This is a genomic window from Acinetobacter sp. D009, from assembly GCF_038562025.1.
Taxonomy (GTDB): Bacteria; Pseudomonadota; Gammaproteobacteria; order Pseudomonadales; family Moraxellaceae; genus Acinetobacter; species Acinetobacter pittii.
In genome coordinates this window covers 1,053,849-1,076,016 of the sequence record NZ_CP151886.1, presented here as the reverse complement: position 1 = coordinate 1,076,016, position 22,168 = coordinate 1,053,849, and the positions used below count along the sequence as shown (strand labels likewise).

Sequence of the window (22,168 nt, the reverse complement as noted above, 5' to 3'; positions counted from 1 at the left end):
CAAATAAACCTAAAGGTTTTCACAATTGAATTATTTGTTGAATTATATATATTTATGCCTCCATAGCATTATAAAATTGTGAAAAAATGAAAACTTTCGCTCCTTTTTTTCAGGTATTGGGGATCAGTATCACATTGTGTACGCAAGTGGTTTTTGCAGATGAGGATATCTCAACACAAGAGGCTGATAGCTTAATTAAAGATGACATTGCCGCAACGCAAGTTTTGCAGGAAATCTGCCCAGCTTTCGTCGGACCAAATAAAAAACTTGAGTCAAACGCGCAAAAGATTATTGCGATGTATTTAAGTGGTTATTCAAATAAATCAATGACCTTAGCGACTCTACAAAACGATGCTGAATTTAAAACTTTATTAAATGAAGCACGTCTTGCGGCAAAACAAATGGATCATCATGAGCAACATGAGCTCTGTGAAGAGATCGTTAATTATAAAGAATAGATCTTACTCTTTTGTGATATAGAGACTTATTCATTTTGGGTTTTCTGTTTGCCATTAAGCAGAAAACCAACATAACAATACATTTTTTCCATTTTTTTAAATTCTAAATTGGTTAAGCTAACGGCATATTTAGAAATTTTATTTTGGGTTATCGATGTTTATGAAGAAAAGCTTAGTTCAATCACTCTCTTTGGTTTTACTTATGAGCATGGCAACAGCTGGTTTTGCTGCTGATAAGAAGAAAACAACTGAAAAGAAAACCGAAAATGAAAATGTTGTTGAAGTGACTCCACAACAAGGCACGACTCCTGAAGAATTAGCTGCAATTCAAGTGCTTTCTGAAATTTGTCCAAGTTTGATTGGTAAAAAAGACGCTGATTTTGCTCAAGGCTATGAACGTTTAGTTAAAGACTACCTACCAAATGAAACCGATGCTGTTTCTGCATTAGAAAAACGTAGTAAAGACAAAGCTTTCAAGAAATACTTAAAAGAAGCACGTAGCGATGCGAAAGCTGCCGGTGATGAACAAAACACATTAGTTTGCCAAGATGTGAAAGCATATCAATCGCAAAACTAAATTAGTAAAAAACTCTTGAGTTACAATACTGTTTGAAAAAGCCGACTTCTCCCGTAGAAGTCGGCTTTGCTTTATCCTAAAATGCTAGGCTCTTCTGCTTCATACAAGATATTGGAATTACCTAGAATGACTCGAAAAAGCGCTATTGCTGCACTACTCCTCTTACCAAGTTTTTCTTATGCAGCAACTGTCTTATCAGCTCCGCCAGAATTAAATAATAAGTCTTATGTATTAATGGATTATGAGACAGGACAAATTCTCGCTTCTAAAAATGAAAACGAAAAGCTTGCACCTGCGTCTATGACAAAAATGATGACCAGTTACATCATTGAACAAAAATTATTAAAAGGTGAATTGACTGAAAATGAGCAGGTTCGTATGAACGAGTCTGCGTGGTGTAAAGGAAGTAGCTCTGAATCATGTATGTATGTTCCTTTAAACGGTACAGCGACTGTTCTAGAAATGCTCCGCGGTATTATTATCCAGTCAGGTAATGATGCATCAAAAGCAATGGCTGAACATATTGCCGGAAATGAAGGCACGTTTGCTCATATGATGAATCAGGAAGCAAAACGTATCGGCATGGTGAACACCCAGTTTATTAACTCGACTGGTATGCCAGCTGAAGGCCACTATTCAACTGCAAAAGATATGGCTGTGCTAGCACAACATATTATTAAAGACAGTTCAAAATACTATCCAATTTACTCTGAAAAAGAATTTACTTTTAATGGTATTAAACAAGGTAACCGTAATGCCTTGCTTTACACTGACCCAAGTGTAGATGGTTTAAAAACAGGTCATACAGATGAAGCTGGTTACTGCTTAACTACTTCAAGTAAACGCGGTCCAATGCGTTTAATTTCAGTGATTTTTGGTACTCCAAGCATGTCTGAACGTGCAGACCAAACGCGTACGTTACTGGCATGGGGCTTTGCAAACTTTGAAACTGCAAATGTTCAACCAGCAAATCAGGTTCTTGCAAAAGCAAAAGTTTGGTTTGGTAAAGAAGATGAAGTTCAAGTTGGTTTAGCTGAAAACTTTAGTGTGACCATGCCTAAAGGTAAAGCTGATGGCATTAAAACTCAGTTAGTCGTTCAACCTAACTTAAATGCACCACTTCAAAAAGGTCAAGTTGTCGGTAAACTTGTTGCTAGCCTAGACGGCAAAGTAATTGCTGAAAAACCGTTAGTTGCATTAAAGCCAGTTGAAGAAGCAGGTTTCTTTGCTCGTTTAATCGACCATATCAAGCAATTCTTCAGCAATTTATTCTAATTTTTGAATAGTTGAATTAAGCACTCATGCTATTTAGCCTGAGTGCTTTTTTATTTTATAATTCGACTAAATTTTATTTTGATACTACTCATGGCAAAGAACATTCGTCCTTATCTTGAACACCACCCTCAAGTAGATACAACCTGTTATATCGATGATATGGCTGTTGTGGTTGGTGACGTTAGCTTAGCTGAAAATGTTTCTGTCTGGCCTTTTGCAGTCATCCGTGGTGACGTAAATAGTATTCAAATTGGCAAAAACAGTAACGTACAAGACCATTGTATGTTGCATGTAAGCCATAAAAATGATGCCAAACCGAATGGCTCACCTCTGATTATTGGTGAAGATGTAACGGTTGGACACCATGTGACTTTACATGGCTGTACCATTGGCAACCGTGTTTTAGTCGGAATCAACACCGTTATTCTAGATGACGTAATTATTGAAGATGATGTGATGATTGGTGCAGGAAGTTTAGTTCCACCTCGCAAAGTCTTAAAAAGCGGTTATCTCTATGTAGGAAGCCCTGTACAACAAGTGCGACCACTGACTGAAAAAGAACTCGCATTTCTTCCTTATTCAGCAAGACATTATGTAAAAGTGCAAAATAATCATAAAGCTGCACAAGCAAATCAAGATTAATTATCTATCTTGATCGTAAGTAATAAAAATGCTGATTTTTAAACGATATGGTTTTGTCGTATTGCTCATATCGTTTAGCAGATCACCGTAGCCAAAAACCCCTAAATTTCGTATTATACGTCTTTTAAATCATGGTGCTTTTTTATGGCCGCGTGGACTCCTCATGTCACTGTTGCTACAGTCGTAGAAAAAGACGGACGCTATCTGTTTGTAGAAGAACATAGCGAAGGTTTTGTACACACAGTATTTAACCAACCTGCTGGTCATGTGGAATGTGGTGAGTCATTAACAGAAGCTGCCATTCGAGAAACACTTGAAGAAACAGGCCATCATGTTGAAATTGATGCCTTGCTTGGTATATATACTTATACCCCACCAATGTTTCCTGATCGCACTTATTACCGTTTCTGTTTTCTAGCACATGTAACTCAGGTTGAAAGTAATCCTCAACTCGACACAGGTATTATCGCTGCTGTGTGGATGACACCGGATGAACTCAAAGAATCTGCCCGTGCTCGCAGTCCTCTTGTGCTAAAAGCAGTTGAAGATGCTATGAAAGGCCACCATTATCCTTTATCGCTTATTTATGAGCACCCCTTCTCTCCCTCATTAACTTCTCATTTGGATGCCTAGTCCTATGCAACAACGTGTCATCGTCGGTATGTCTGGTGGTGTAGATTCTTCTGTTTCTGCAGCACTTTTACTTCAACAGGGTTATCAAGTTGAAGGTCTTTTCATGAAGAACTGGGAGGAAGACGACGGCACGGAATACTGTACGGCAATGGAAGACTTAGCTGATGCCCAAGCAGTAGCTGATAAAATCGGTATTAAGCTGCATACAGCAAACTTTGCGATGGAATATTGGGATCGAGTGTTTGAACTTTTCCTAGCTGAATATGCGGCTGGTCGTACGCCAAATCCAGATATTTTATGTAATAAAGAAATTAAATTCCGCGCATTTTTAGATCATGCCATGACTTTAGGTGCAGACTTTATTGCGACTGGCCATTACGCACGCCGTGGTGAAACTGCATATAACTCTAAAGGCGAAGCATACGCACCATTATTACGTGGTGTAGATAACAATAAAGACCAAACCTATTTCTTGCACGCTGTTCATGGTAGAGAAATTAATAAAACATTATTTCCAGTAGGCGAAATCGAAAAACCTGAAGTTCGCAGAATTGCTGAAGAACTTGATCTTGCTACAGCCAAGAAAAAGGACTCAACAGGAATCTGTTTTATTGGGGAACGTCGTTTCAATGACTTCCTTAAACAATATTTACCCGCTCAGCCCGGGAAAATTGTACTTGATACAGGTAAAGAAGTTGGTGAACATCACGGTCTGATGTACTATACGCTCGGTCAGCGTGGTGGAATTGGTCTAGGTGGTTTGAAAGGTGCAGCTGAGGGTGCATGGTTCGTACTACATAAAGATCTTGCCAATAATCGTCTCGTTGTTGGTCAGGGACATGAACACCCACTCATGCAAAGTACTCAACTGTGGAGTGAGTCAATTGACTGGGTAGCTGGTGAACAAAATATTCCAGTTGAAGGATTACGCTGTACAGCTAAAACGCGTTATCGCCAACCTGATCAGGCATGTACAATTTTTATTGATGAAAACACTGAACACGGTGTTCGCGTTGAGTTCGATGAACCTCAGCGTGCTGTTACACCGGGTCAAAGCGTTGTATTTTATTCAGATGAAGTTTGCTTAGGCGGGGGTGTCATTCACCATACAAATGCCCCTACACCAAATTTTATTTAAGGGAATGAATGGCATGGTGGAGTTACCATTTCAACAATCACAAGCCTTGAATGTTCGCCAAAACCGTGCCCTTGCCTTGGCTGGGGTATTTCAGGCCACTCAGCTCACCCATATGACAGCCATGACGGGTCAGCAAAGTATTGGTGAAAGTGGTAACTTCTATTTTGAACTATTAATCAAAGCAAGTTTAAATATACGCCCTACAGCCAACAATGGTGTTCAAACCTTAGATTTTTTTAATCAGTTGGCAGATATTTCTTTAGGGCTTAAAACACTCGAAAATTGTATTACTCAACCTTTTTCAAACATGCCTAAATCTCGCCTTCCAAAAATGGGCACGGCCAAATTGCCAATGTCCTATGCGATGTCGCTCTTACAGCTAGAAAAAAAGGTTTATAGCAATCCTGAATATGTCGCAATCATTGAAAAAGCTCAGCAGAAAATTTTAAAACAGCTGTCTTTTTTTGATAATAACTACTTACACCCAAGCATTTTAGCCAATTTGGCGCAAACTTATGTTGATACGGCTGGCCAGATTAACCCACGCATTTTAGTTCGTGGTAATGCAGAAGCATTTAAAGATACCAATCATACTAACCGCATCCGTGCTTGTCTGTTTACTGGCTTGCAAATGGCCCATTTATGGCGACAACTCGGCGGTAGTTCGTGGAACATGATTTTTAGCAAACGTAAATTGCTACAGGATATTCAAGCACTTGCTCGTTTACAGTACCAAGTCATTTAAGACTATAAACGAGATTTTTTTAGTTTTATGTTTATTCCAACATTAAGGAATCGTTATGAACGCTTTAACCGCACTATCACCATTAGATGGACGTTATGCCAGCAAATGTGATGCGCTACGCCCTTTTCTTTCTGAGTTTGGTTTAATCCATGCTCGTGTCACTGTAGAAGTGCGTTGGTTACAAGCACTTTCTAACCGTCCGGAAATTGTTGAAGTTGCACCTTTTTCAAACGAAACAAATGCAGCTTTAGATGCAATTGTTAGCAACTTCTCTGAAGAAGATGCAAATCGTATTAAAGAGATTGAACGTACGACTAACCATGACGTTAAAGCAGTTGAGTATTTCTTAAAAGAGAAAATTGCTGGTATCGCTGAATTACAAAATGCGGGTGAATTCATTCACTTTGCATGTACTTCTGAAGACATCAACAACTTGTCTCACGCGCTTATGCTTAAAAATGGTCGTGAAGTTTTAGTATCAAGCATGAAGCAAATCCTTAATGCGATCTCTGCTTTGGCAACGACTCACGCTGAACAACCAATGTTGTCTCGTACACACGGTCAAACTGCTAGCCCAACAACTTTGGGTAAAGAAATGGCGAACGTGGCATACCGTTTAGCTCGTCAAATCAAACAATTTGAAAACGTTGAGTTACTTGGCAAAATCAATGGTGCTGTAGGTAACTACAATGCTCACCTTTCTGCTTATCCAGATGTTGATTGGGCTGCTCACGCACAAGCTTTTGTTGAATCTTTAGGTTTAACATTCAACCCTTATACAACTCAAATCGAACCACATGACTACATGGCAGAGTTGTTTGATGCGTTACGTCGTTTCAATACGATTTTAATCGACTTTAACCGCGACGTATGGGGTTACATCTCTTTAGGTTATTTCAAACAAAAATTGAAAGAAGGCGAAGTTGGTTCATCAACAATGCCACACAAAGTTAACCCAATTGACTTTGAAAACTCTGAAGGTAACTTAGGTATTGCAAATGCAGTATTGGCTCACTTAGGTGAAAAATTACCAATTTCTCGCTGGCAGCGTGACTTAACTGACTCAACTGTATTACGTAATATGGGTGTTGGTTTTGCACAAAGCTTAATTGCTTTCGATGCGTGCTTAAAAGGTGTTGGTAAACTTGAGTTAAATGCAAACCGTTTAAATGAAGATTTAGACCAAGCTCAAGAAGTTTTAGCTGAACCAATTCAAACTGTAATGCGTCGCTACAACATTGAAAAACCATACGAAAAATTAAAAGCATTAACTCGTGGTCAAGCAATGACGCGTGACATGATGGTTAATTTCGTAAATGGTGAAGAGCTTTCTCAAGTACCAAGCGAAGAACGTGCGCGCTTAGCTGAACTTACGCCTGCAACTTACACAGGTAATGCAGCTGAACAAGCGAAACAAATTAACGATTTAATTAGCAAAATCTAATTAAAAAGTTTACAAAAAGCGGAGCTTAGGCTTCGCTTTTTTATTACACTCATATAAATCACAATAAAGACTTCATAAAATGATCGAAAAACAATTCAAACTTAAACACTATATTGCTCTTGGCTTGCTTTTGATTGCGATTGTCATTTCAGCTATTCAGCCTCTTGAATTTGAAGCCTATTTACTTCACCAAGCTGGCACTGTGTTTATGTTGATTTTGCTCTTTGTTATTTTTAAGAAGATTGGGCTCGATTTTTTAAGTTTTACTTTCTATCTGCTGTTTTTGCTCATCCATATTGTTGGTGCACATTACCTGTATTCATACGTTCCATACAATGATTGGATACAACAAGCATTCAATTTTAACTTAGATCAATACATGGGTTGGTCCCGTAATATGTATGATCGTTTGGTTCATCTTGCCTATGGTATTTTTCTCTACCCTCTTACTTATCGCGTGTTTCAAGTGTGGTTACCATCAGTAAAGCCATTCAGTCTTTTTTTATTAGTAGTTCAATTTGTAATGGCATCAAGTGTTTTATATGAACTTATTGAATGGGCAATTGCTATTGGACTATCTCCCGAAGAAGCCGAAAATTATAATGGGCAACAAGGCGATATGTGGGATGCCCATAAAGATATGCTGTTAGCGACTATTGGGGCAATTTTCTATGGACTTCTTGCACTGATGCTTCCATCTAAAACAAATAACTCATAAATAAAAAAGCGCTCAATGAGCGCTTTTTTTAAGATCACTTTAGACAACAGGATAGGTTTGTTCTAAAAGGCTTTGTAAAACCGAAGAAGTCGTATCAGGTAAAACATGCTCAATATTGGTAGTTATATTACTAGCGTTCGTAGCTATATCACTCTGATCATTTACCTGAGTAGGCTTTAATGCCGCTGAAGACAAAAGAGTTTCAATTGGGTCTGGTTCACTAGGCGTAGAGCTTTTTAACAAATCATCTATTGGCACAGATTTCTGCTGCTGGCTATCCGTTTCATTTGTTGTGCTTTGTACTAACTTTAATGTATTTAACCCAACGCTATCAGCAACAGACACAGTTTCTGCATGAGCAGTATCAACAGCTACCTCACTTAAACTGGCAGCCTTTGGAGCGACCACATAAAACGTAAATGGTGAACTCACTTCACTTGTAAGGCCTGCTGCATCTGTTTGAGTTAAAGTAATCGTATGTTTACCAATTGCTAAGTCTTTATCGAGTGTAAAGCTCCATGATCGACTACTACTTACATTTACAATCCCAATAGCAACACCGTTATCATAAATGGTTAAAGTTGCATTTGCCTCACCTGAACCTGTGAGCTTTGGTCTTGCATCGTCAGTTTCTGAACCAGCAGTAATCGCACCTTTTAGAGCACCAACATCATCATCCACACTGTTTAAAACAGGTTTTGCAGGTGGTGTTGTGTCCTTAGTACCAATAATATCAAGAACCTCAGATTTATTTCCTGCACTATCAATAGCCGAAACTGAAGCATGTTTGTTATCAGTTAAAGCAGGCGAAATCGTAATTGTAAATTTTCCATTTGCATCTGCTGTTCCCGTACCAATGACCTTACCTGTCGTATCTTTAATTTCAACTTTTGCATTTGCTTCAGTTGTGCCTGTTACGGTTGTGCCATCAGCATTAATTTGAGCAACAGGTTTATCAGGTGCAATAGAGTCATAACTTGGAGAAACTTCTAAAGGTTTAGAGGTATTACCTGCTGCATCTTCAACAACAACTGTTGCCTTTTGTGACTCTTTTAATGCCGGAGAAAGCGTAATTTGAAATTCGCCTTGAGCGTTTGCAGTACCCGTACCAATCACTTTACCATCAGCATCTTTTATCTGAACTTTCGCATTAGGCTCAGTTTGACCTTCAACCGTGGTACCTTCTTTGTTGACTTCAACTAAAGGAACATCCGGAGCGAAAGTATCCTTTCCGGCAATAATTTTAGTTGGTTCAGATTTATTGCCTGCAGCATCTTCAGCTATAACTTTTCCACCCGCGTCACTCGTCAATGGAGGAGTAAGCTTTAAAGAAAAAATACCATCTTTATTTGCAGTTACAGTGCCTAATACATTACCACTAGCATCATAAACAGTGATTTTTGCATTTGCTTCAGTTTTACCAGTTACCAATGAGCCATCATCACTCAGCTGAGTTTGGGGAGCATCTGGAGCAATTGTATCTTTCTTTCCAATAAACTCACTTTCTTTAGAGATATTGCCAGCAGCATCCTCAGCAACAACCTTTAGTTTATTTCCATCTGTTAAAGGTTTATCGAGCTTAATCGTAAAGTTTCCACTTGCATCTGCCACACCCGATGCGATCGTATTCCCGTTCAAATCTCGAATATAAATTTTTGCATTCGCTTCGGATTTTCCTGTCACAGTAACAGTATCATCACCCACAGTAGCAGTCGGAGCAGCAGGAGCTACGTTATCTACAGGTGAATCATCTTTGTCATCGTTATCAAAAGCCCAAAGATATAAACCTTCAGCAGCTAAAACAGCCAAACCTGCTTTTAGCACATTACCCATCGAAAAAGTTGGGGAATCATCAACTGCCATTGTTGAGGCTGGTTGGCTCGTGCTGGTATAGGCTAAATCTGTGACATGGTTTAAACCTGTATAGTCGATCACCTTACCCTGAGAATCAAATTGTGCTTCAACAAATTTTCCATGTTCAGTTGGAAGAACAAGTGAATGTTCTGTTGTATTCGTTGCTTCATTAAAGAAATTTTCTAAGACAATAGTCTCTCCATTTTTTAAATGGACGACTAGACTTCCTCCTTGTTTTTCCACCGATACTATATCTTTTTGACTTACGCCAATTTGAATAATAGAAGGTTTACTTAACACTACCTTATTGAGCTGACCATCTTGCAGAACGTCCAAACCCTCTTTGGATGCTACAATTATTCTTGTCATTATTTCCTGTCCTAAATTTCAGTTATATTTTTAAATGTCTAACTTTTTAAATATTTCATTTAAAAGCTATTTTATTGCTGTTTAAAATATCAAAACCATGTGTTTATCACAATTCAAAAATTATATTTATCAACATTTATTTTTTACTTTTCATTAAAAATCTAAACGTATTTAATAAAACATTTTTGAATATTAACTTTATAAAAAAACCAGCATTTAAGCTGGTCTTTTTATAACATTTGAATTAGATAAACTTATAGTTTTGGATCACGTACTTGTACAAGCGTCGTGTTCGCTTTTGCTAGGCTTTCCATGACTTTGCTCATTACAGTAGGAATCAAACTATCTGCCATTTGCGCTGCTTGTAAACCCAGCTTTTCACCTAAAGTCGCTTTCTTACGTGTATTAATGACATACACATCATGTTGCGGCAATAAAGCTAATAAATACTCATCAGATGTTTGTAATTTATCAACAAGGTTAAGATCTAGGGCATCTTTACCATACCAATGTTCACCTGTCGCCACCTTATCAACATTAAGCTGTGGGCGATATTTTTCAACAAAGTGCTTAAATAAAACATGAGTTTGTTGCAGTTCTTCTTCGAACTTCGCTTTACCTTCAGGCGTATTTTCACCAAACATGGTGACTGTACGCTTATACTGCCCTGCTGTGTAAAGCTCAAAATCCACATTGTGTTCTTTCAAAAGGCGATTAAAGTTTGGAACTTGAGCAACCACACCTATTGAACCAACAATAGCAAACGGCGCTGCAATAATTTCATTTGCAATACATGCCATCATATAGCCGCCACTCGCAGCGACTTTATCTACGCAGATAGTCACATGAAAACCAGCATCACGCAAACGCACCAACTGAGCTGCTGCCAGACCATAGCCGTGGACCATACCACCAGGGCTTTCGAGACGAACTACAATACGGTCACGTCCTGCTTTAGCAGTTGCTAAAATCAGAGTAATTTCTTCACGCAAGTTTTCAACTGCCGAAGCTTGAATATCACCCTTGAAATCTAAAACAAAAATTTTCTGATTATTTTTACGGCGAATTTTAGCTTCTTTAGCAAGTTGTTGAGCTAATTGTAAAAGTTCTAAACGGCTTGCCGTAGTTTGTGCAATTTTTTTTCTCTGTTCATTTACACGTGCATTTAAATGACTAACACGTATTTCTGCAGGGAGTTTAGGCAAATGGAATAACATAAAATTCTAAGCTCATAAGTTATCTTTTATAGCCTTAAGATGTGGTCCTTTTGATTAAAATTCAATAGCGTTTTTGCAAAATAGAGTCATTTTCATTTATAAAATAAAAAAAAGAGCACATGGCTCTTTTTCTTTTATTGATCATTAATCAACCGAAGCGTCCAGTAATATATGCTTCCGTTAACTGATGGTCAGGTTGAGTGAAGACTTTTTCAGTTGAGTTAACTTCAATCAAATCACCTAAATGGAAATAAGCAGTACGATCAGAAACACGTGCAGCTTGTTGCATTGAGTGAGTCACAATCACAATTGTGAATTGATTAGACAACTCAGAAATGAGTTCTTCTACTTTTGCTGTTGCAATTGGATCGAGTGCAGAACACGGTTCGTCCATTAAAATCACTTCAGGACTAACGGCAATGGTACGAGCAATACATAAACGCTGTTGCTGACCACCTGATAAGCCTGTACCAGGCTGGTTCAAACGATCCTTAACCTCGTCCCACAAACCAGCTTTACGTAAGCTGTTTTCAACAATTTCTTCTAGATCGTACTTATCACGTGCTAAACCATGAAGTTTTGGGCCATAAGCCACGTTGTCAAAAATAGATTTAGGGAATGGGTTTGGCTTTTGGAACACCATACCAACCTGAGCACGCAACAATACAACATCTAGATTTGGGTCATAAATATTGTGATTATCGAGTGTAATTTTACCTGTTACACGGCAACCATCAATGGTGTCATTCATACGGTTTAAAGTACGAAGAAAGGTCGATTTACCACAACCTGATGGGCCAATAAACGCGATCACTTCGTTTTGGTAAATATCTAGATCAATACCTTTAATGGCTTCAAAATCACCATAATAAACATGGGCATCTTGTGCACTAATCTTGATTTCAGTTGAGTTCTGCTTTTTTGAAGTGTGTGGTTCAAAATGCGAAACATACGAAGTGCCATGATTCAACGGTTTATCTGTAAATTGCGATTGTTCAGTATTCACTAACTTATCCTTTTCTAAGGAATTCGTAATATCAATAGTATTCATGATTTATCCTCTATTACCAACGCACTTCGAACTTTTTACGTAACCAAATTGCAAGACTGTTTAAACCAATCATTAATGCAAGTAGTACGATAATCGCAGCGGCAGTACGGCCTTCGAAGAAGTTACGCAACTCATTACCTTGCCATAAGTAAACTTGGACAGGTAAAGCAGTGGCTTGATCAAATGGTGTTGTTGGAATACTTGCAACGAATGCACTCATCCCGATTAAAAGTAAAGGTGCGGTTTCACCAAGTGCATGGGCAACACCAATAATTGCACCTGTCATAATGCCCGGTAATGCCAACGGTAAAACATGGTGGAAAATCGTTTGGAACTTAGAAGCTCCCAAACCAAGTGCAGCTTGTCGAATAGAAGGCGGCACAGCTTTTAATGAAGCACGCGTGGTAATGATGACTGTTGGTAGTGTCATTAAGCTTAAAACCAATCCACCCACTAGCGGAGCTGATAAAGGTAAATGCATCCAACCAATGAAAATTGCTGCACCGAGTAAACCAAATACGATAGAAGGAACAGCAGCAAGGTTATTGATGTTAACTTCAATAATGTCTGTAAGAACATTTTTTGGAGCAAACTCTTCGAGATAGATTGCGCTGGCAACACCAATTGGGATCGCAATGATGATCACGATGAGCATCATGAACAATGAACCCATGAATGCACCTGCAAGACCACTAATTGCCGGAGAACTGCGAGAGTCAGGATTCTTAAATAAGTTCATGTTAAATGTACTTTCAAGAACGCCTTTTGCTTTTAACTCGTCGGCAAGCTTACGCACTTCTGGATCAAGTTGTTGCTGATCATCTGGTAATGAACGATCAATATTACCTTTTAACCAAACATCGACATTCGCATCGCCTAAGAAGGTAATATTTTCTTTTTTACCGATTAATGATGGATCTGCAAAGACCATATCACGCAGGCGATAAGCTTCCGAGCTTGCATATAAGCTGCTCAGGTAGTCACGTTGTGATGCAAGTGCAGGATCTTTAGCAATCATTCCATTTACAATGATGCCATCCCAATCCACCATACCCATTTTAGTTTGCCAATCAACATAACGTTCTTGGTAATGCGCAGGTGTTTCACCTTGAGTACGTACAGGCACTGGACCTGCATCAATTACTTTAGGGTCAAAGTAAATTGGAACATTCATACTGGTTTGCCAAAAAGCAGGTAAACCTTTTGCCAAAATACTACCGAACAAGAGAGCAACGAATGCAAGACCAATAATGACTGCCGAGAAACCCGCAAAACGGAAAGCTTTTTCTTTACGATGGCGTTTAGCCAAAGATTTTTCAATAACCTGTTTACGTCGTTCACGTGTTTCAGCAGCAGCTTTCGGATCAAATACGTTCTGATCCATAGGAGATGATGTATTTGATGTACTCATTCGTATTGCTCACGGTATTTACGCACAATGTACAGTGCTACAATATTTAATCCCAAGGTAATAACAAATAGTGTTAAACCTAGTGCGAATGCAACCAATGCTTGCGGACTTGAGAAGTCGGTATCTCCAGTCAACTGTTTTACAATAGTGACTGTCACTGTCGAAACAGCTTCAAATGGATTTGCGTGTAAAAGTGGACTGTTCCCTGCTGCTAAAACCACAATCATGGTTTCCCCAACCGCACGAGAGACTGCCAATAAGAAAGCACCTGTAATACCCGGTAAAGCTGCTGGCAATACGACTTGACGAATTGTTTCAGACTTAGTCGCCCCCAGTCCTAAAGAACCATCACGCAGTGCACGCGGGACTTGAGTGATAATGTCATCAGATAAAGATGAAACAAATGGAATAATCATAATTCCCATTACAAAGCCAGCAGTTAAAGCACTTGTCGCGTTAATTTCTAAGCCAATATAAGCACCCGCAGCTTTAAAGAATGGTCCAATAATCATCATGGCAAATACACCATAAACAATTGTTGGAATACCAGCTAAAACTTCAATTGTTGGTTTTGCCCATGAGCGGAACCATGGTGAAGCATATTCAGCTAAATAAATTGCAATCATTAATCCAACTGGTACAGCAACGAGTAGAGCGATACCACTGACCATGAGCGTGCCCCATAGCAATGGTAATAAACCATAACTACCTTCGGCATTGCCAGAAGTACTAAAGCCCGGGTTCCATTCTGTGCCAAAGAAAAAGTCCATTGGGCTGACAAAACGGAAGAAGTGCATAGCTTCGCCAAACATCGACATTACGATACCGATGGTGGTTAAAATCGCAACACCAGAACATAAAATCAAAGCAACGTTAATGGCACGTTCAACTTGGTTACGAGCACGATATTGTTGGCTGATTTTTTTCTTTGCCCAAACCAAACCTAATAAAGCAGCACAAATTACAACAGCAAATTTGGCAAAAGAGCCAATCGTTTGAAATTTGGAAAACTGTTGAGCAGCTGCTAATTCGTAAGCTGCTGGTTTATCGCTTACCCCAAAACCTGAAGCAATTGATTGAACTCGATCAACCAATACGCTTCTACCCGCCTCATCAAGTGAAGCACTTACAGACGCCGGAATATTATTAAAAATAATATGATTCAAAATACTTGGTTCAACCAAGTTCCAAATGATCAAAATTAAAAAAGCAGGGATACCGCACCAAAGACCAACCAGTGCGCCATAATAGCCAGGACGAGAATGTAACGTCGCCGAGTTGCTTCCCTTACCTGCTATGTTACGGCTCTTTCTCAGCCCAAGTTGATATGCAATTGCCACAAGGGCTAACAACACACCGATAAGTAGCAGATTCATGTACTCTCCACTGTTTTCTCAATTGTCATAATTTGGAAAAACAAGTTAGACAAAAAGGCTGATGAACTCTTAAGATCACCAGCCTTCATTCAAACTAACTTATTTAACAGTTTTACCTGCTTTAAAGTCAGCCAAAACTTTTGCACGTTCAGCATCAGACATCGCGATTAAACCATCACGCTCAGCTTTAGAACCTTTACCAGTTGCTTTCTTGCTTACGAAATATTCTACATATTGCGGTAAGCCTTTAACTGATTTTAAGTGTTCGCCTTTCACGTAGAAGTACAATGGACGAGATACAGGGTATGTACCATTCAATACTGTCTTCTCAGATGGAACAACGTTGTTTACTGTTGCTACACGTAACTTGTCACGGTTCATGTCATAGAAACTTAAACCAAACACGCCTACTGCACTTGGAGAAGTTTTTAAGCGGGCCAATGTTTCTGTATAGTCGCCAGCGATTTCAATTACACGACCATCTTTACGGAAAGTAGAACATGCTTTCTTCTGAGCATCTTTATCCAAGCTCTTGAAGTATTCATATGCTTCACAACCAGCTTCAACCATTTTCTCTTGGAAAACTTCACGAGTACCATGGTTAGATGCAGGAATTACAAGAGTAATCGGTTCATTTGGAAGTGTTTTATCGATTTGATTCCAGTTTGTATATGGGTTTGGAACCAATTTACCTTTTGAAGGTAACTGTGCAGCTAAAGCAGCAAACACGTGGTAAGGTTTTAATTTATAAGCCGCTTTGTTTGAGTTAGACGCGAATACAATACCATCGTAACCAATTTTGATTTCTTGAATTTGTTTTACACCAGCTTTGTTACAAGCTTCAATCTCAGTGCTTTTAATTTTACGAGAAGAGTTTGCAACGTCGATTGTGTTATCGCCAACACCTTGACAGAATTGTTTCAAACCAGCAGAAGAACCGCCAGAGCCCACTACAGGAGTTTTAAATTGAGGGAAAGTATTACCAAACTCTTCAGCTACAACGCTGGCAAACGGTAATACAGTTGAAGAACCAGCAATTTGAATCGTATCACGAGCTGCATTTGCAGTCGTTGTTACAGCTGCCCCAGTTACTGCTAACGCAATTGCGATTTGACGTGGATTTAAGCGCATTCTGTTCTCTCTCATTAATGCAATAGGTTGTACGTCACTTTTTGTTGAGTGCTTGTACGCTCTTTGATAGCTGCATTGTGAATAGAAAATATGACAATTAAGTTACAGTATGATGACGCTTTAATGATTTCAATATTGTTAATTGTCACATTATTATTTTTTGACTACTATCAACTATTTAATTCAATCGTAGTAGGTATTTTACCGTGTATATTAGTCTGTATTATTACACTCATTAAAAATATAATTTTTTTGTATTTATAAAATATAAAAAATAAAGATGTTATAAATGTATTAAAAAACGATAATTTAGTTATTTTTAGTTTGATGATTAAAATAATTTTTGTTTAAGGAAATGGTTATTAAAATATTTCTAAAAATAATAATTTCTTTGTAACATGAAAATAATATGACAAAGGATAAAGGGTTACCTGCCTTATGTCAGGTAACCGCAATATGATTGTCAATTTAAGCGATCAACTCGATTGTACTTCTGGCATCGCAACCATTTTTTTACGATATTTTAATAAATACGTAAGCGCTAAAACAACCAGCCAAATTGGACCTAAAATCACGGCAAGTCTCATATCTGGAGTCATCGCCATAATAATAAGAATAAAGCACACAAAGCTAATGGTTAAATAGTTACTCCATGGGCTAAGGATGCTTTGAAATTTGGTTTGACGCTTTTGCAATTTCATTGCTTTAGTAAATTTCAAATGAGTCACTGAAATCATGAGCCAATTAATAACAAGTGCAGCCACCACAAGCATCATAAAGAGCTGAAAAGCTTGACCAGGAATCAGATAATTCACAACTACACATATTGCAGTGATAGATGCAGAAACAACTGCTGCTGGAACCGGAATACCGCGACTGTTTACTTTTTTCAAAATTGCAGGAGCATTACCCTGCTCTGCCAAACCATGCAACATACGACTATTACAATAGATACAGCTGTTATAAACTGAAATAGCAGCAATCAAGACCACAAAGTTTAGAACGTTCGCAACACCATTACTATTGAGTGACTGGAAAATCATAACAAATGGACTGCCGCCTTCTGCCACCATATTCCATGGATAAAGACATAAAAGAATACCGATTGCACCGATATAAAAAATCAGAATACGGTACACAATCTGATTTACTGCTTTAGGAATAGTCGTTTCAGGTTTCTTCGTTTCAGCTGCAGCAATACCAATTAATTCCAATCCGCCAAATGCAAACATAATGACAGCCAAAGCCATGACAAAACCGTGAATCCCGTGCGGGAAGAAACCACCATGTTGCCATAAATTTGCAATACCTGCTTGTGGGCCTGCTGAGCCTGAAAGTAAAAGATAAGCACCGAAACCAATCATACTTAAAATGGCAATAATTTTAATGCAGGAAAATAAAAACTCGGACTCCCCAAAAAAGCGGACATTTACCAAGTTAATGCCATTAATTAAAATAAAGAAAAATAAAGCAGTCAGCCATGTCGGAATTTCAGGCCACCAAAACTGTATAAATGTCCCAATTGCACTCAATTCAGCCATACTGACGAGTACATATAATACCCAATAGTTCCAGCCAGACATAAAACCCGCCATTTTGCCCCAATATTTGTTCGCAAAATAACTAAAAGAACCACTGACCGGCTCTTCAACAACCATTTCACCTAAATGGCGCATAATTAAAAAGGCAATAATTCCAGCAATTGCATATCCTAATAAAATTGAAGGACCAGCCAGTTTAATCGTTTGGGAAAGACCTAAGAATAACCCTGTACCAATCGCCCCTCCGAGTGCGATGAGTTGAATATGCCGATTGGATAAGCCTTGTTTTAACTCGTGCTTATTGTTTGCATCCATAACATTATCTCCAATGTTGGTGTCACTTCCTGTACACCTTTATTCAGCACCACATCCGAAGATCAGGAACCGATCTTCGGACATAAATTTACTGTAATGTGAGTCCATTTAATTTTTGAGAAGACGTGTCCTGTCTTCTATTTAAAAAGAGATTGCATCCTTACATTTAACTGGTTGGGAACGCTCCTTTAAAATTTCGTAGCCGCGATCACCGTAGTCAAAACGTGCAATCACAGAAGCAAATTTTTTCAAACTCACCGGTGCATCCATTGCTAGTAGTTTTAATTCAATGAAAGTTAACTGATCATTTTGCTGAACGTTGTCTAAAACGCTCTTCAGCTGGCCAACGGTTTCAACCACATAAGTTGTATGGCCTTTTTTACCGTTAAATACCGCAGGAATTTCAGTGTATTTCCAGTTTTGCACGTCGTTATAGGCCGCGTTTTCACCCATAATTAAGCGCTCAATGGTATAGCCGCCATTGTTCAGCAAGAAAATGATTGGTTTTAAACCATGACGGATAATTGTAGAAAGCTCTTGTACCGTAAGCTGGAAAGAACCATCGCCAATAAATAAAATTTGACGGCGTTCAGGAGCTGCCAGCAAGCTACCAAGTAAAGCTGGCAAGGTATAACCAATAGAACCCCAAAGCGGCTGAGCAATATATTTAGCTGTAGCAGGAAGTTTGATACCTGACAAAGCAGAGTTTGATGTTCCTACCTCACCAATAATCACATCATCTTCTTTTAAGAACCCTGAAATGTAGTTCCAAAGCACATCTTGGCTTAACTTTTGTTGAGCTGGAGCTTCAATTACTTTCTGAGGTTGTTTTTCAAGAAGAGGGGTTGTTGATTTACGTGGCGCAACTTTTTTATTTAGCTCGACAAGTAATTGTCCAATTTCAATACCTGGAAAATCCTGACCAAAAATATTTAGGCCATAAGATTTAATTTCGATGTAGTTTTTGGTCTCAATTTGATGAGTAAATACAGCTGAGCCTACATCGGTAAAGCGTGCACCAACACCAATTAAACAGTCGGATTGTTCAATGATATTTTTCACATGAGGCTGGCTTGCCCCACCCACATAAGTTCCAATGTAACGAGGTGAACCTTCATCCATAATATTTTTTGCAGTATTCATGCCTGCAAATGGAATTGAGCATTTTTGAGATAAATCATTTAAAAGTGAAGTTACACCAAAAACTGAAGCTTCATTATCTATTAAAAGCGCTGGACTTTGAGCATTCTCAATAATGTCACAGAGTTTGCTTACCACACTCTGCAATAATTCAGGTTCAACAGCTGGGTAGCTTAAGTCAAGCGGACGTTCAGATACTTCAATCTTAACGTGAGTAATATCGCCTGGTAGTTGAATGTGCACAGGACGGCGTTCCAGGAAACACTGACGTAATACACGGTCAATTTCAAAAGCTGCATTTGCAGGAGTTAAACGTGTTTGGGCAACTGTGAACTCTTTCATACAGTTCATAATATTGTCGTAGTTACCATCGACAAGCGTATGATGTATTAGTGTGCCCTTTTGAACCGCATGTAACGGTGGAATTCCTGAGATATGAATAAGAGGTACATTTTCTGCATAGGCGCCTGCAATACCATTAATTGCACTTAAATCACCTACACCATAAGTGGTTGCCAAGGCAGAAAAACCGTTAATTCGTGCATAACCGTCTGCTGCATAGGCAGCGTTTAATTCATTACAATTTCCAATAAATTCGAGTTGTGGGTCTGCTTCAACTTGTTCTAGATATGAGAGGTTAAAATCACCAGGTACTCCAAAAAGATGTTGGATACCCATTTGTTTTAAACGAAGATTTAAAAAGTCACCGATTTCTATGAACATTGCTCTATATCCTTTGAGACCAATTTTTATTCCATAGAAAAATAATATTTCATCTATCTTTTAGATTTCGTGCATAATGAAAACGCATTTTAATAAAAATACATGATTTGTGTATCATAAAAGGATTTTATGCAATGGATAAGTTCGACTGGCAAATCATTCAGGCACTACAAAAGAATGGACGACTCACCAATCAGGAAATAGGAGATTTAATTGGTTTATCTGCTTCGCAATGTTCAAGAAGAAGGCAGCTACTTGAGCAAAAAGGCATAATTCTAGGCTACACGGCACGCATCCAGCAGCAGGCGCTAGGACTCGAAGTTACAGCGATGATACATATTAATCTAAGAACACACGAGGCAAAATCACAGCAGGCTTTTCAAGAGCTCATTGAAGCTGAAGACAACATTCAGGATGCATTCTCCATTAGTGGTGATGCAGATTTTATTTTAAAAGTCGTTGCAGAAAACTTAGAACAGCTTTCCCAATTTGTGACCGAAAGGTTGCTTTCTTATAATTTTATTGGCCATATAAAGTCTTACATTGTTCTTAAAAAAATTAAAGAACAGAATCATTTTTTAATCAAACCTAAAAGTATGAGCTATCATCACTCCCAATAAGTAAACTAAGCATTTCACTCTTAAAAAAGTGAAAATAAAAAGGCGGATAATAGATCCGCCTTAAAGTTAATATTTAGACTTTACTAATATGGACTGTTTGCCCAATTGTATTTTCAAGCAAACCTTCCAAGCCAAATTCAGCACCTAGGCCAGACATTTTCCAGCCGCCAAAAGGCGCATGAGGAAGAACTTCTGCATGGGTATTAATCCAAACAGTACCACATTGAAGCTGACTAGCGTAAGTCTGTGCTGCTTTAATATCTGACGACCAGATTGAACCACCCAAACCAAACTCACTGTCATTGGCACGAGCAATTGCATCGTTGATATCGGTATATTTTAAAACAGGTAATACAGGGCCAAACTGTTCTTCTTGCACCACGCGGCAAGAATCAGAAACTTCAGTCAATATAGTTGGTGCAATAAAGTAGCCCTGCTCTGGTAGCTGCTGTTGCCCAGAAAGTGCTTTTGCTCCTTGAGAAATGGCATCGGCAATAAGTGCTTTCACTTTGTTATATTGCATTTTGTTTTGTACTGGACCAAATGTTGTAGAAGATGCCATACCATCACCCACAACTTGAGCGTTGGCAATATCAGCTAACTTTTGAGATAAAGCTTCATACTGGCTTTCATGAACGTATAAGCGCTTTAAGGCTGCACATGTTTGACCGGCATTCAAGAACGCCATATTAAAAATCTTAGGTGCAATTTCATCGATATTTGCATCTGGTAATACAATACCAGCATCATTACCACCCAACTCTAAAGTTAAGTGTTTTAGCTGCTGAGCTGCACCCGCCATAATGTGCTGGCCTGTTCGAGTTGAACCCGTAAATACAACTTTTTGTACATCTGGATGAGAAGATAATGCTTCGCCAATCTCACCAGCACCAACCACAATCGAAATTACACCAGCAGGAACTTCTTGCTGAATGATTTCACATAAACGCAAAGTTGATAGTGGTGTGTATTCAGAAGGTTTACTAATGACCACGTTACCTGCACGCAAAGCAGGCATGATATGCCAAACCGCAATCATCAGTGGCCAGTTCCATGGCGTAATTGAAGCCACTACACCTAATGGTTGGCGATGGCGCTCAATACGCTTAGTTTCACTGTCTTCAATTACTTCCACAGGTAAATCCATAGTAGCCGCGTAACGCGTCCAGCCAATTGCACCCTGCACTTCCATTTGAGCAAGTGCGAGTGGCTTACCCTGTTCAAGCACAACCAACTCTGCAAGCATTTCAGCGTGCTTTTCAATGCCATCTGCAATCTTGTTCAAGATTGACTTACGCTCTTCGTGTGAAACTTGTTGCCAAGCTTTAGATGCTTGTTTAGCAGCACTCACTGCCTGATTTACCTGCGCAACTGAAGCTTTTGCACAACGTGCAGCAGTTAAACCTGTAGCGGGGTTAAGAATTTCTAGCTCGCCTTGCTCACCTAAACAAAGTTGACCGCCAATAATGAGTTTAAATTCATTGAGCATATTCGCTTGTTGCATTTCTTCTTCCTTGTCTTAATTGTAATTACAGCCACTTACTTTTTTCAGTTAAAGCGGGATTATTTAAAGTAAGTACGATATTGATATATCAATGCGACCCAAAATATCGGGGACATACCAATACAATAAGAAATTTGCTCCCCATAAATCATGCATAATTATTTTTGTTTTGTGAAAATATGCATGATTTGTGCATGTATTCTTTTCTTCATACACAATTCAAATAAAAACAATCTGCAATAAAAAAGCCCGGTAATAAACCGAGCTTTTTTTGTTATCAACTCAA

19 protein-coding genes are annotated in these 22,168 nt (G+C 38.7%); 10 read left to right on the top strand and 9 right to left on the bottom strand.

All coding sequences use genetic code 11. From position 1 onward, the window contains the following. Window positions 1–86: 86 nt before the first annotated feature. The 9 genes from AAC388_RS05030 to AAC388_RS04990 all read left to right on the top strand — a co-directional run bounded on the left by AAC388_RS05030 (window position 87) and on the right by AAC388_RS04990 (window position 7,630). Window positions 87–458, top strand: coding sequence for a hypothetical protein (locus tag AAC388_RS05030; protein WP_119684728.1), 372 nt, complete (start codon window positions 87–89; stop codon window positions 456–458). 154 nt (window positions 459–612) lie between these two features. Next, entirely contained in the window at window positions 613–1,035 is a 423-nt protein-coding gene (locus tag AAC388_RS05025; protein WP_002118406.1) for a hypothetical protein, read from the top strand. Between the two features lie 126 nt (window positions 1,036–1,161). After that, a complete protein-coding gene (dacC, locus tag AAC388_RS05020) occupies window positions 1,162–2,310 on the top strand; it encodes a D-alanyl-D-alanine carboxypeptidase PBP5/6 (RefSeq protein ID WP_002118558.1) in 1,149 nt (382 codons plus the stop codon). Window positions 2,311–2,400: 90 nt separating this feature from the next. Next, entirely contained in the window at window positions 2,401–2,952 is a 552-nt protein-coding gene (locus tag AAC388_RS05015; RefSeq protein ID WP_017402781.1) for a gamma carbonic anhydrase family protein, read from the top strand. Window positions 2,953–3,096: 144 nt separating this feature from the next. Beyond that, window positions 3,097–3,585 carry an NUDIX hydrolase gene (locus tag AAC388_RS05010; protein ID WP_069123796.1) on the top strand — a complete coding sequence of 163 codons (489 nt, stop codon included), beginning with the start codon at window positions 3,097–3,099 and terminating at the stop codon, window positions 3,583–3,585. 4 nt (window positions 3,586–3,589) lie between these two features. Further along, window positions 3,590–4,723 carry a tRNA 2-thiouridine(34) synthase MnmA gene (gene mnmA, locus AAC388_RS05005; RefSeq protein WP_005073282.1) on the top strand — a complete coding sequence of 378 codons (1,134 nt, stop codon included), beginning with the start codon at window positions 3,590–3,592 and terminating at the stop codon, window positions 4,721–4,723. Between the two features lie 13 nt (window positions 4,724–4,736). Further along, the gene (gene hflD, locus AAC388_RS05000) at window positions 4,737–5,468 is read left to right on the top strand and encodes a high frequency lysogenization protein HflD (protein ID WP_016140362.1); all 732 of its coding nucleotides are present in this window, start codon (window positions 4,737–4,739) and stop codon (window positions 5,466–5,468) included. A 55-nt stretch (window positions 5,469–5,523) separates the two neighbouring features. Continuing rightward, on the top strand, window positions 5,524–6,912 hold the full coding sequence (gene purB / locus AAC388_RS04995; RefSeq protein WP_046812544.1) for an adenylosuccinate lyase: 1,389 nt from the start codon (window positions 5,524–5,526) through the stop codon (window positions 6,910–6,912). A 79-nt stretch (window positions 6,913–6,991) separates the two neighbouring features. Further along, entirely contained in the window at window positions 6,992–7,630 is a 639-nt protein-coding gene (locus tag AAC388_RS04990) for a DUF2238 domain-containing protein (protein WP_032035861.1), read from the top strand. Between the two features lie 39 nt (window positions 7,631–7,669). On the opposite strand, the gene blp2 is transcribed toward AAC388_RS04990, so the two are convergent. The 8 genes from blp2 to AAC388_RS04950 form a co-directional block, all read right to left on the bottom strand. Then, window positions 7,670–9,853, bottom strand: coding sequence for an Ig-like repeat protein Blp2 (gene blp2 / locus AAC388_RS04985; RefSeq protein WP_342371279.1), 2,184 nt, complete (start codon window positions 9,851–9,853; stop codon window positions 7,670–7,672). A gap of 254 nt (window positions 9,854–10,107) precedes the next feature. Further along, a complete protein-coding gene (sohB, locus tag AAC388_RS04980) occupies window positions 10,108–11,070 on the bottom strand; it encodes a protease SohB (RefSeq protein WP_342371278.1) in 963 nt (320 codons plus the stop codon). A 148-nt stretch (window positions 11,071–11,218) separates the two neighbouring features. Next, entirely contained in the window at window positions 11,219–12,121 is a 903-nt protein-coding gene (pstB, locus tag AAC388_RS04975) for a phosphate ABC transporter ATP-binding protein PstB (RefSeq protein WP_086265407.1), read from the bottom strand. 13 nt (window positions 12,122–12,134) lie between these two features. Continuing rightward, complete coding sequence (pstA, locus tag AAC388_RS04970) at window positions 12,135–13,532, bottom strand: phosphate ABC transporter permease PstA (RefSeq protein ID WP_165382235.1); 1,398 nt, start codon at window positions 13,530–13,532, stop codon at window positions 12,135–12,137. Then, window positions 13,529–14,908 carry a phosphate ABC transporter permease subunit PstC gene (gene pstC, locus AAC388_RS04965; RefSeq protein ID WP_086265409.1) on the bottom strand — a complete coding sequence of 460 codons (1,380 nt, stop codon included), beginning with the start codon at window positions 14,906–14,908 and terminating at the stop codon, window positions 13,529–13,531. The genes pstA and pstC overlap by 4 nt, the downstream gene beginning before the upstream one ends. A 99-nt stretch (window positions 14,909–15,007) precedes the next feature. Then, window positions 15,008–16,039 (bottom strand): substrate-binding domain-containing protein, encoded by a 1,032-nt coding sequence (locus AAC388_RS04960; RefSeq protein ID WP_005073265.1) that lies wholly within the window; start codon window positions 16,037–16,039, stop codon window positions 15,008–15,010. Window positions 16,040–16,515: 476 nt separating this feature from the next. Next, window positions 16,516–17,895: an amino acid permease gene (locus tag AAC388_RS04955; protein ID WP_202745120.1), complete on the bottom strand. Its 1,380-nt coding sequence runs from the start codon at window positions 17,893–17,895 to the stop codon at window positions 16,516–16,518. A gap of 141 nt (window positions 17,896–18,036) precedes the next feature. Further along, window positions 18,037–19,758, bottom strand: coding sequence for a thiamine pyrophosphate-binding protein (locus AAC388_RS04950; protein ID WP_342371277.1), 1,722 nt, complete (start codon window positions 19,756–19,758; stop codon window positions 18,037–18,039). 134 nt (window positions 19,759–19,892) lie between these two features. On the opposite strand from AAC388_RS04950, the gene AAC388_RS04945 reads away from it, so the two are divergent. Then, window positions 19,893–20,378, top strand: a complete 486-nt coding sequence (locus AAC388_RS04945; protein WP_004700117.1) for an Lrp/AsnC family transcriptional regulator — start codon at window positions 19,893–19,895, stop codon at window positions 20,376–20,378. 73 nt (window positions 20,379–20,451) lie between these two features. On the opposite strand, the gene AAC388_RS04940 is transcribed toward AAC388_RS04945, so the two are convergent. Beyond that, on the bottom strand, window positions 20,452–21,882 hold the full coding sequence (locus tag AAC388_RS04940) for an aldehyde dehydrogenase family protein (protein ID WP_342371276.1): 1,431 nt from the start codon (window positions 21,880–21,882) through the stop codon (window positions 20,452–20,454). Between the last annotated feature and the right edge of the window lie 286 nt (window positions 21,883–22,168).

Bases quoted from the DNA above. Each gene is read 5' to 3' on its own strand.
- purB (WP_046812544.1), top strand. From the start codon at position 5,524: ATGAACGCTTTAACCGCACTATCACCATTAGATGGACGTTATGCCAGC.
- AAC388_RS04940 (WP_342371276.1), bottom strand. From the start codon at position 21,882: ATGCAACAAGCGAATATGCTCAATGAATTTAAACTCATTATTGGCGGT.
- pstC (WP_086265409.1), bottom strand. From the start codon at position 14,908: ATGAATCTGCTACTTATCGGTGTGTTGTTAGCCCTTGTGGCAATTGCA.
- AAC388_RS05015 (WP_017402781.1), top strand. From the start codon at position 2,401: ATGGCAAAGAACATTCGTCCTTATCTTGAACACCACCCTCAAGTAGAT.
- AAC388_RS04955 (WP_202745120.1), bottom strand. From the start codon at position 17,895: ATGGATGCAAACAATAAGCACGAGTTAAAACAAGGCTTATCCAATCGG.
- pstA (WP_165382235.1), bottom strand. From the start codon at position 13,532: ATGAGTACATCAAATACATCATCTCCTATGGATCAGAACGTATTTGAT.
- AAC388_RS04945 (WP_004700117.1), top strand. From the start codon at position 19,893: ATGGATAAGTTCGACTGGCAAATCATTCAGGCACTACAAAAGAATGGA.
- AAC388_RS04990 (WP_032035861.1), top strand. From the start codon at position 6,992: ATGATCGAAAAACAATTCAAACTTAAACACTATATTGCTCTTGGCTTG.
- pstB (WP_086265407.1), bottom strand. From the start codon at position 12,121: ATGAATACTATTGATATTACGAATTCCTTAGAAAAGGATAAGTTAGTG.
- mnmA (WP_005073282.1), top strand. From the start codon at position 3,590: ATGCAACAACGTGTCATCGTCGGTATGTCTGGTGGTGTAGATTCTTCT.
- blp2 (WP_342371279.1), bottom strand. From the start codon at position 9,853: ATGACAAGAATAATTGTAGCATCCAAAGAGGGTTTGGACGTTCTGCAA.
- AAC388_RS04950 (WP_342371277.1), bottom strand. From the start codon at position 19,758: ATGTTCATAGAAATCGGTGACTTTTTAAATCTTCGTTTAAAACAAATG.
- AAC388_RS04960 (WP_005073265.1), bottom strand. From the start codon at position 16,039: ATGCGCTTAAATCCACGTCAAATCGCAATTGCGTTAGCAGTAACTGGG.
- hflD (WP_016140362.1), top strand. From the start codon at position 4,737: ATGGTGGAGTTACCATTTCAACAATCACAAGCCTTGAATGTTCGCCAA.
- AAC388_RS05030 (WP_119684728.1), top strand. From the start codon at position 87: ATGAAAACTTTCGCTCCTTTTTTTCAGGTATTGGGGATCAGTATCACA.
- AAC388_RS05025 (WP_002118406.1), top strand. From the start codon at position 613: ATGTTTATGAAGAAAAGCTTAGTTCAATCACTCTCTTTGGTTTTACTT.
- dacC (WP_002118558.1), top strand. From the start codon at position 1,162: ATGACTCGAAAAAGCGCTATTGCTGCACTACTCCTCTTACCAAGTTTT.
- AAC388_RS05010 (WP_069123796.1), top strand. From the start codon at position 3,097: ATGGCCGCGTGGACTCCTCATGTCACTGTTGCTACAGTCGTAGAAAAA.
- sohB (WP_342371278.1), bottom strand. From the start codon at position 11,070: ATGTTATTCCATTTGCCTAAACTCCCTGCAGAAATACGTGTTAGTCAT.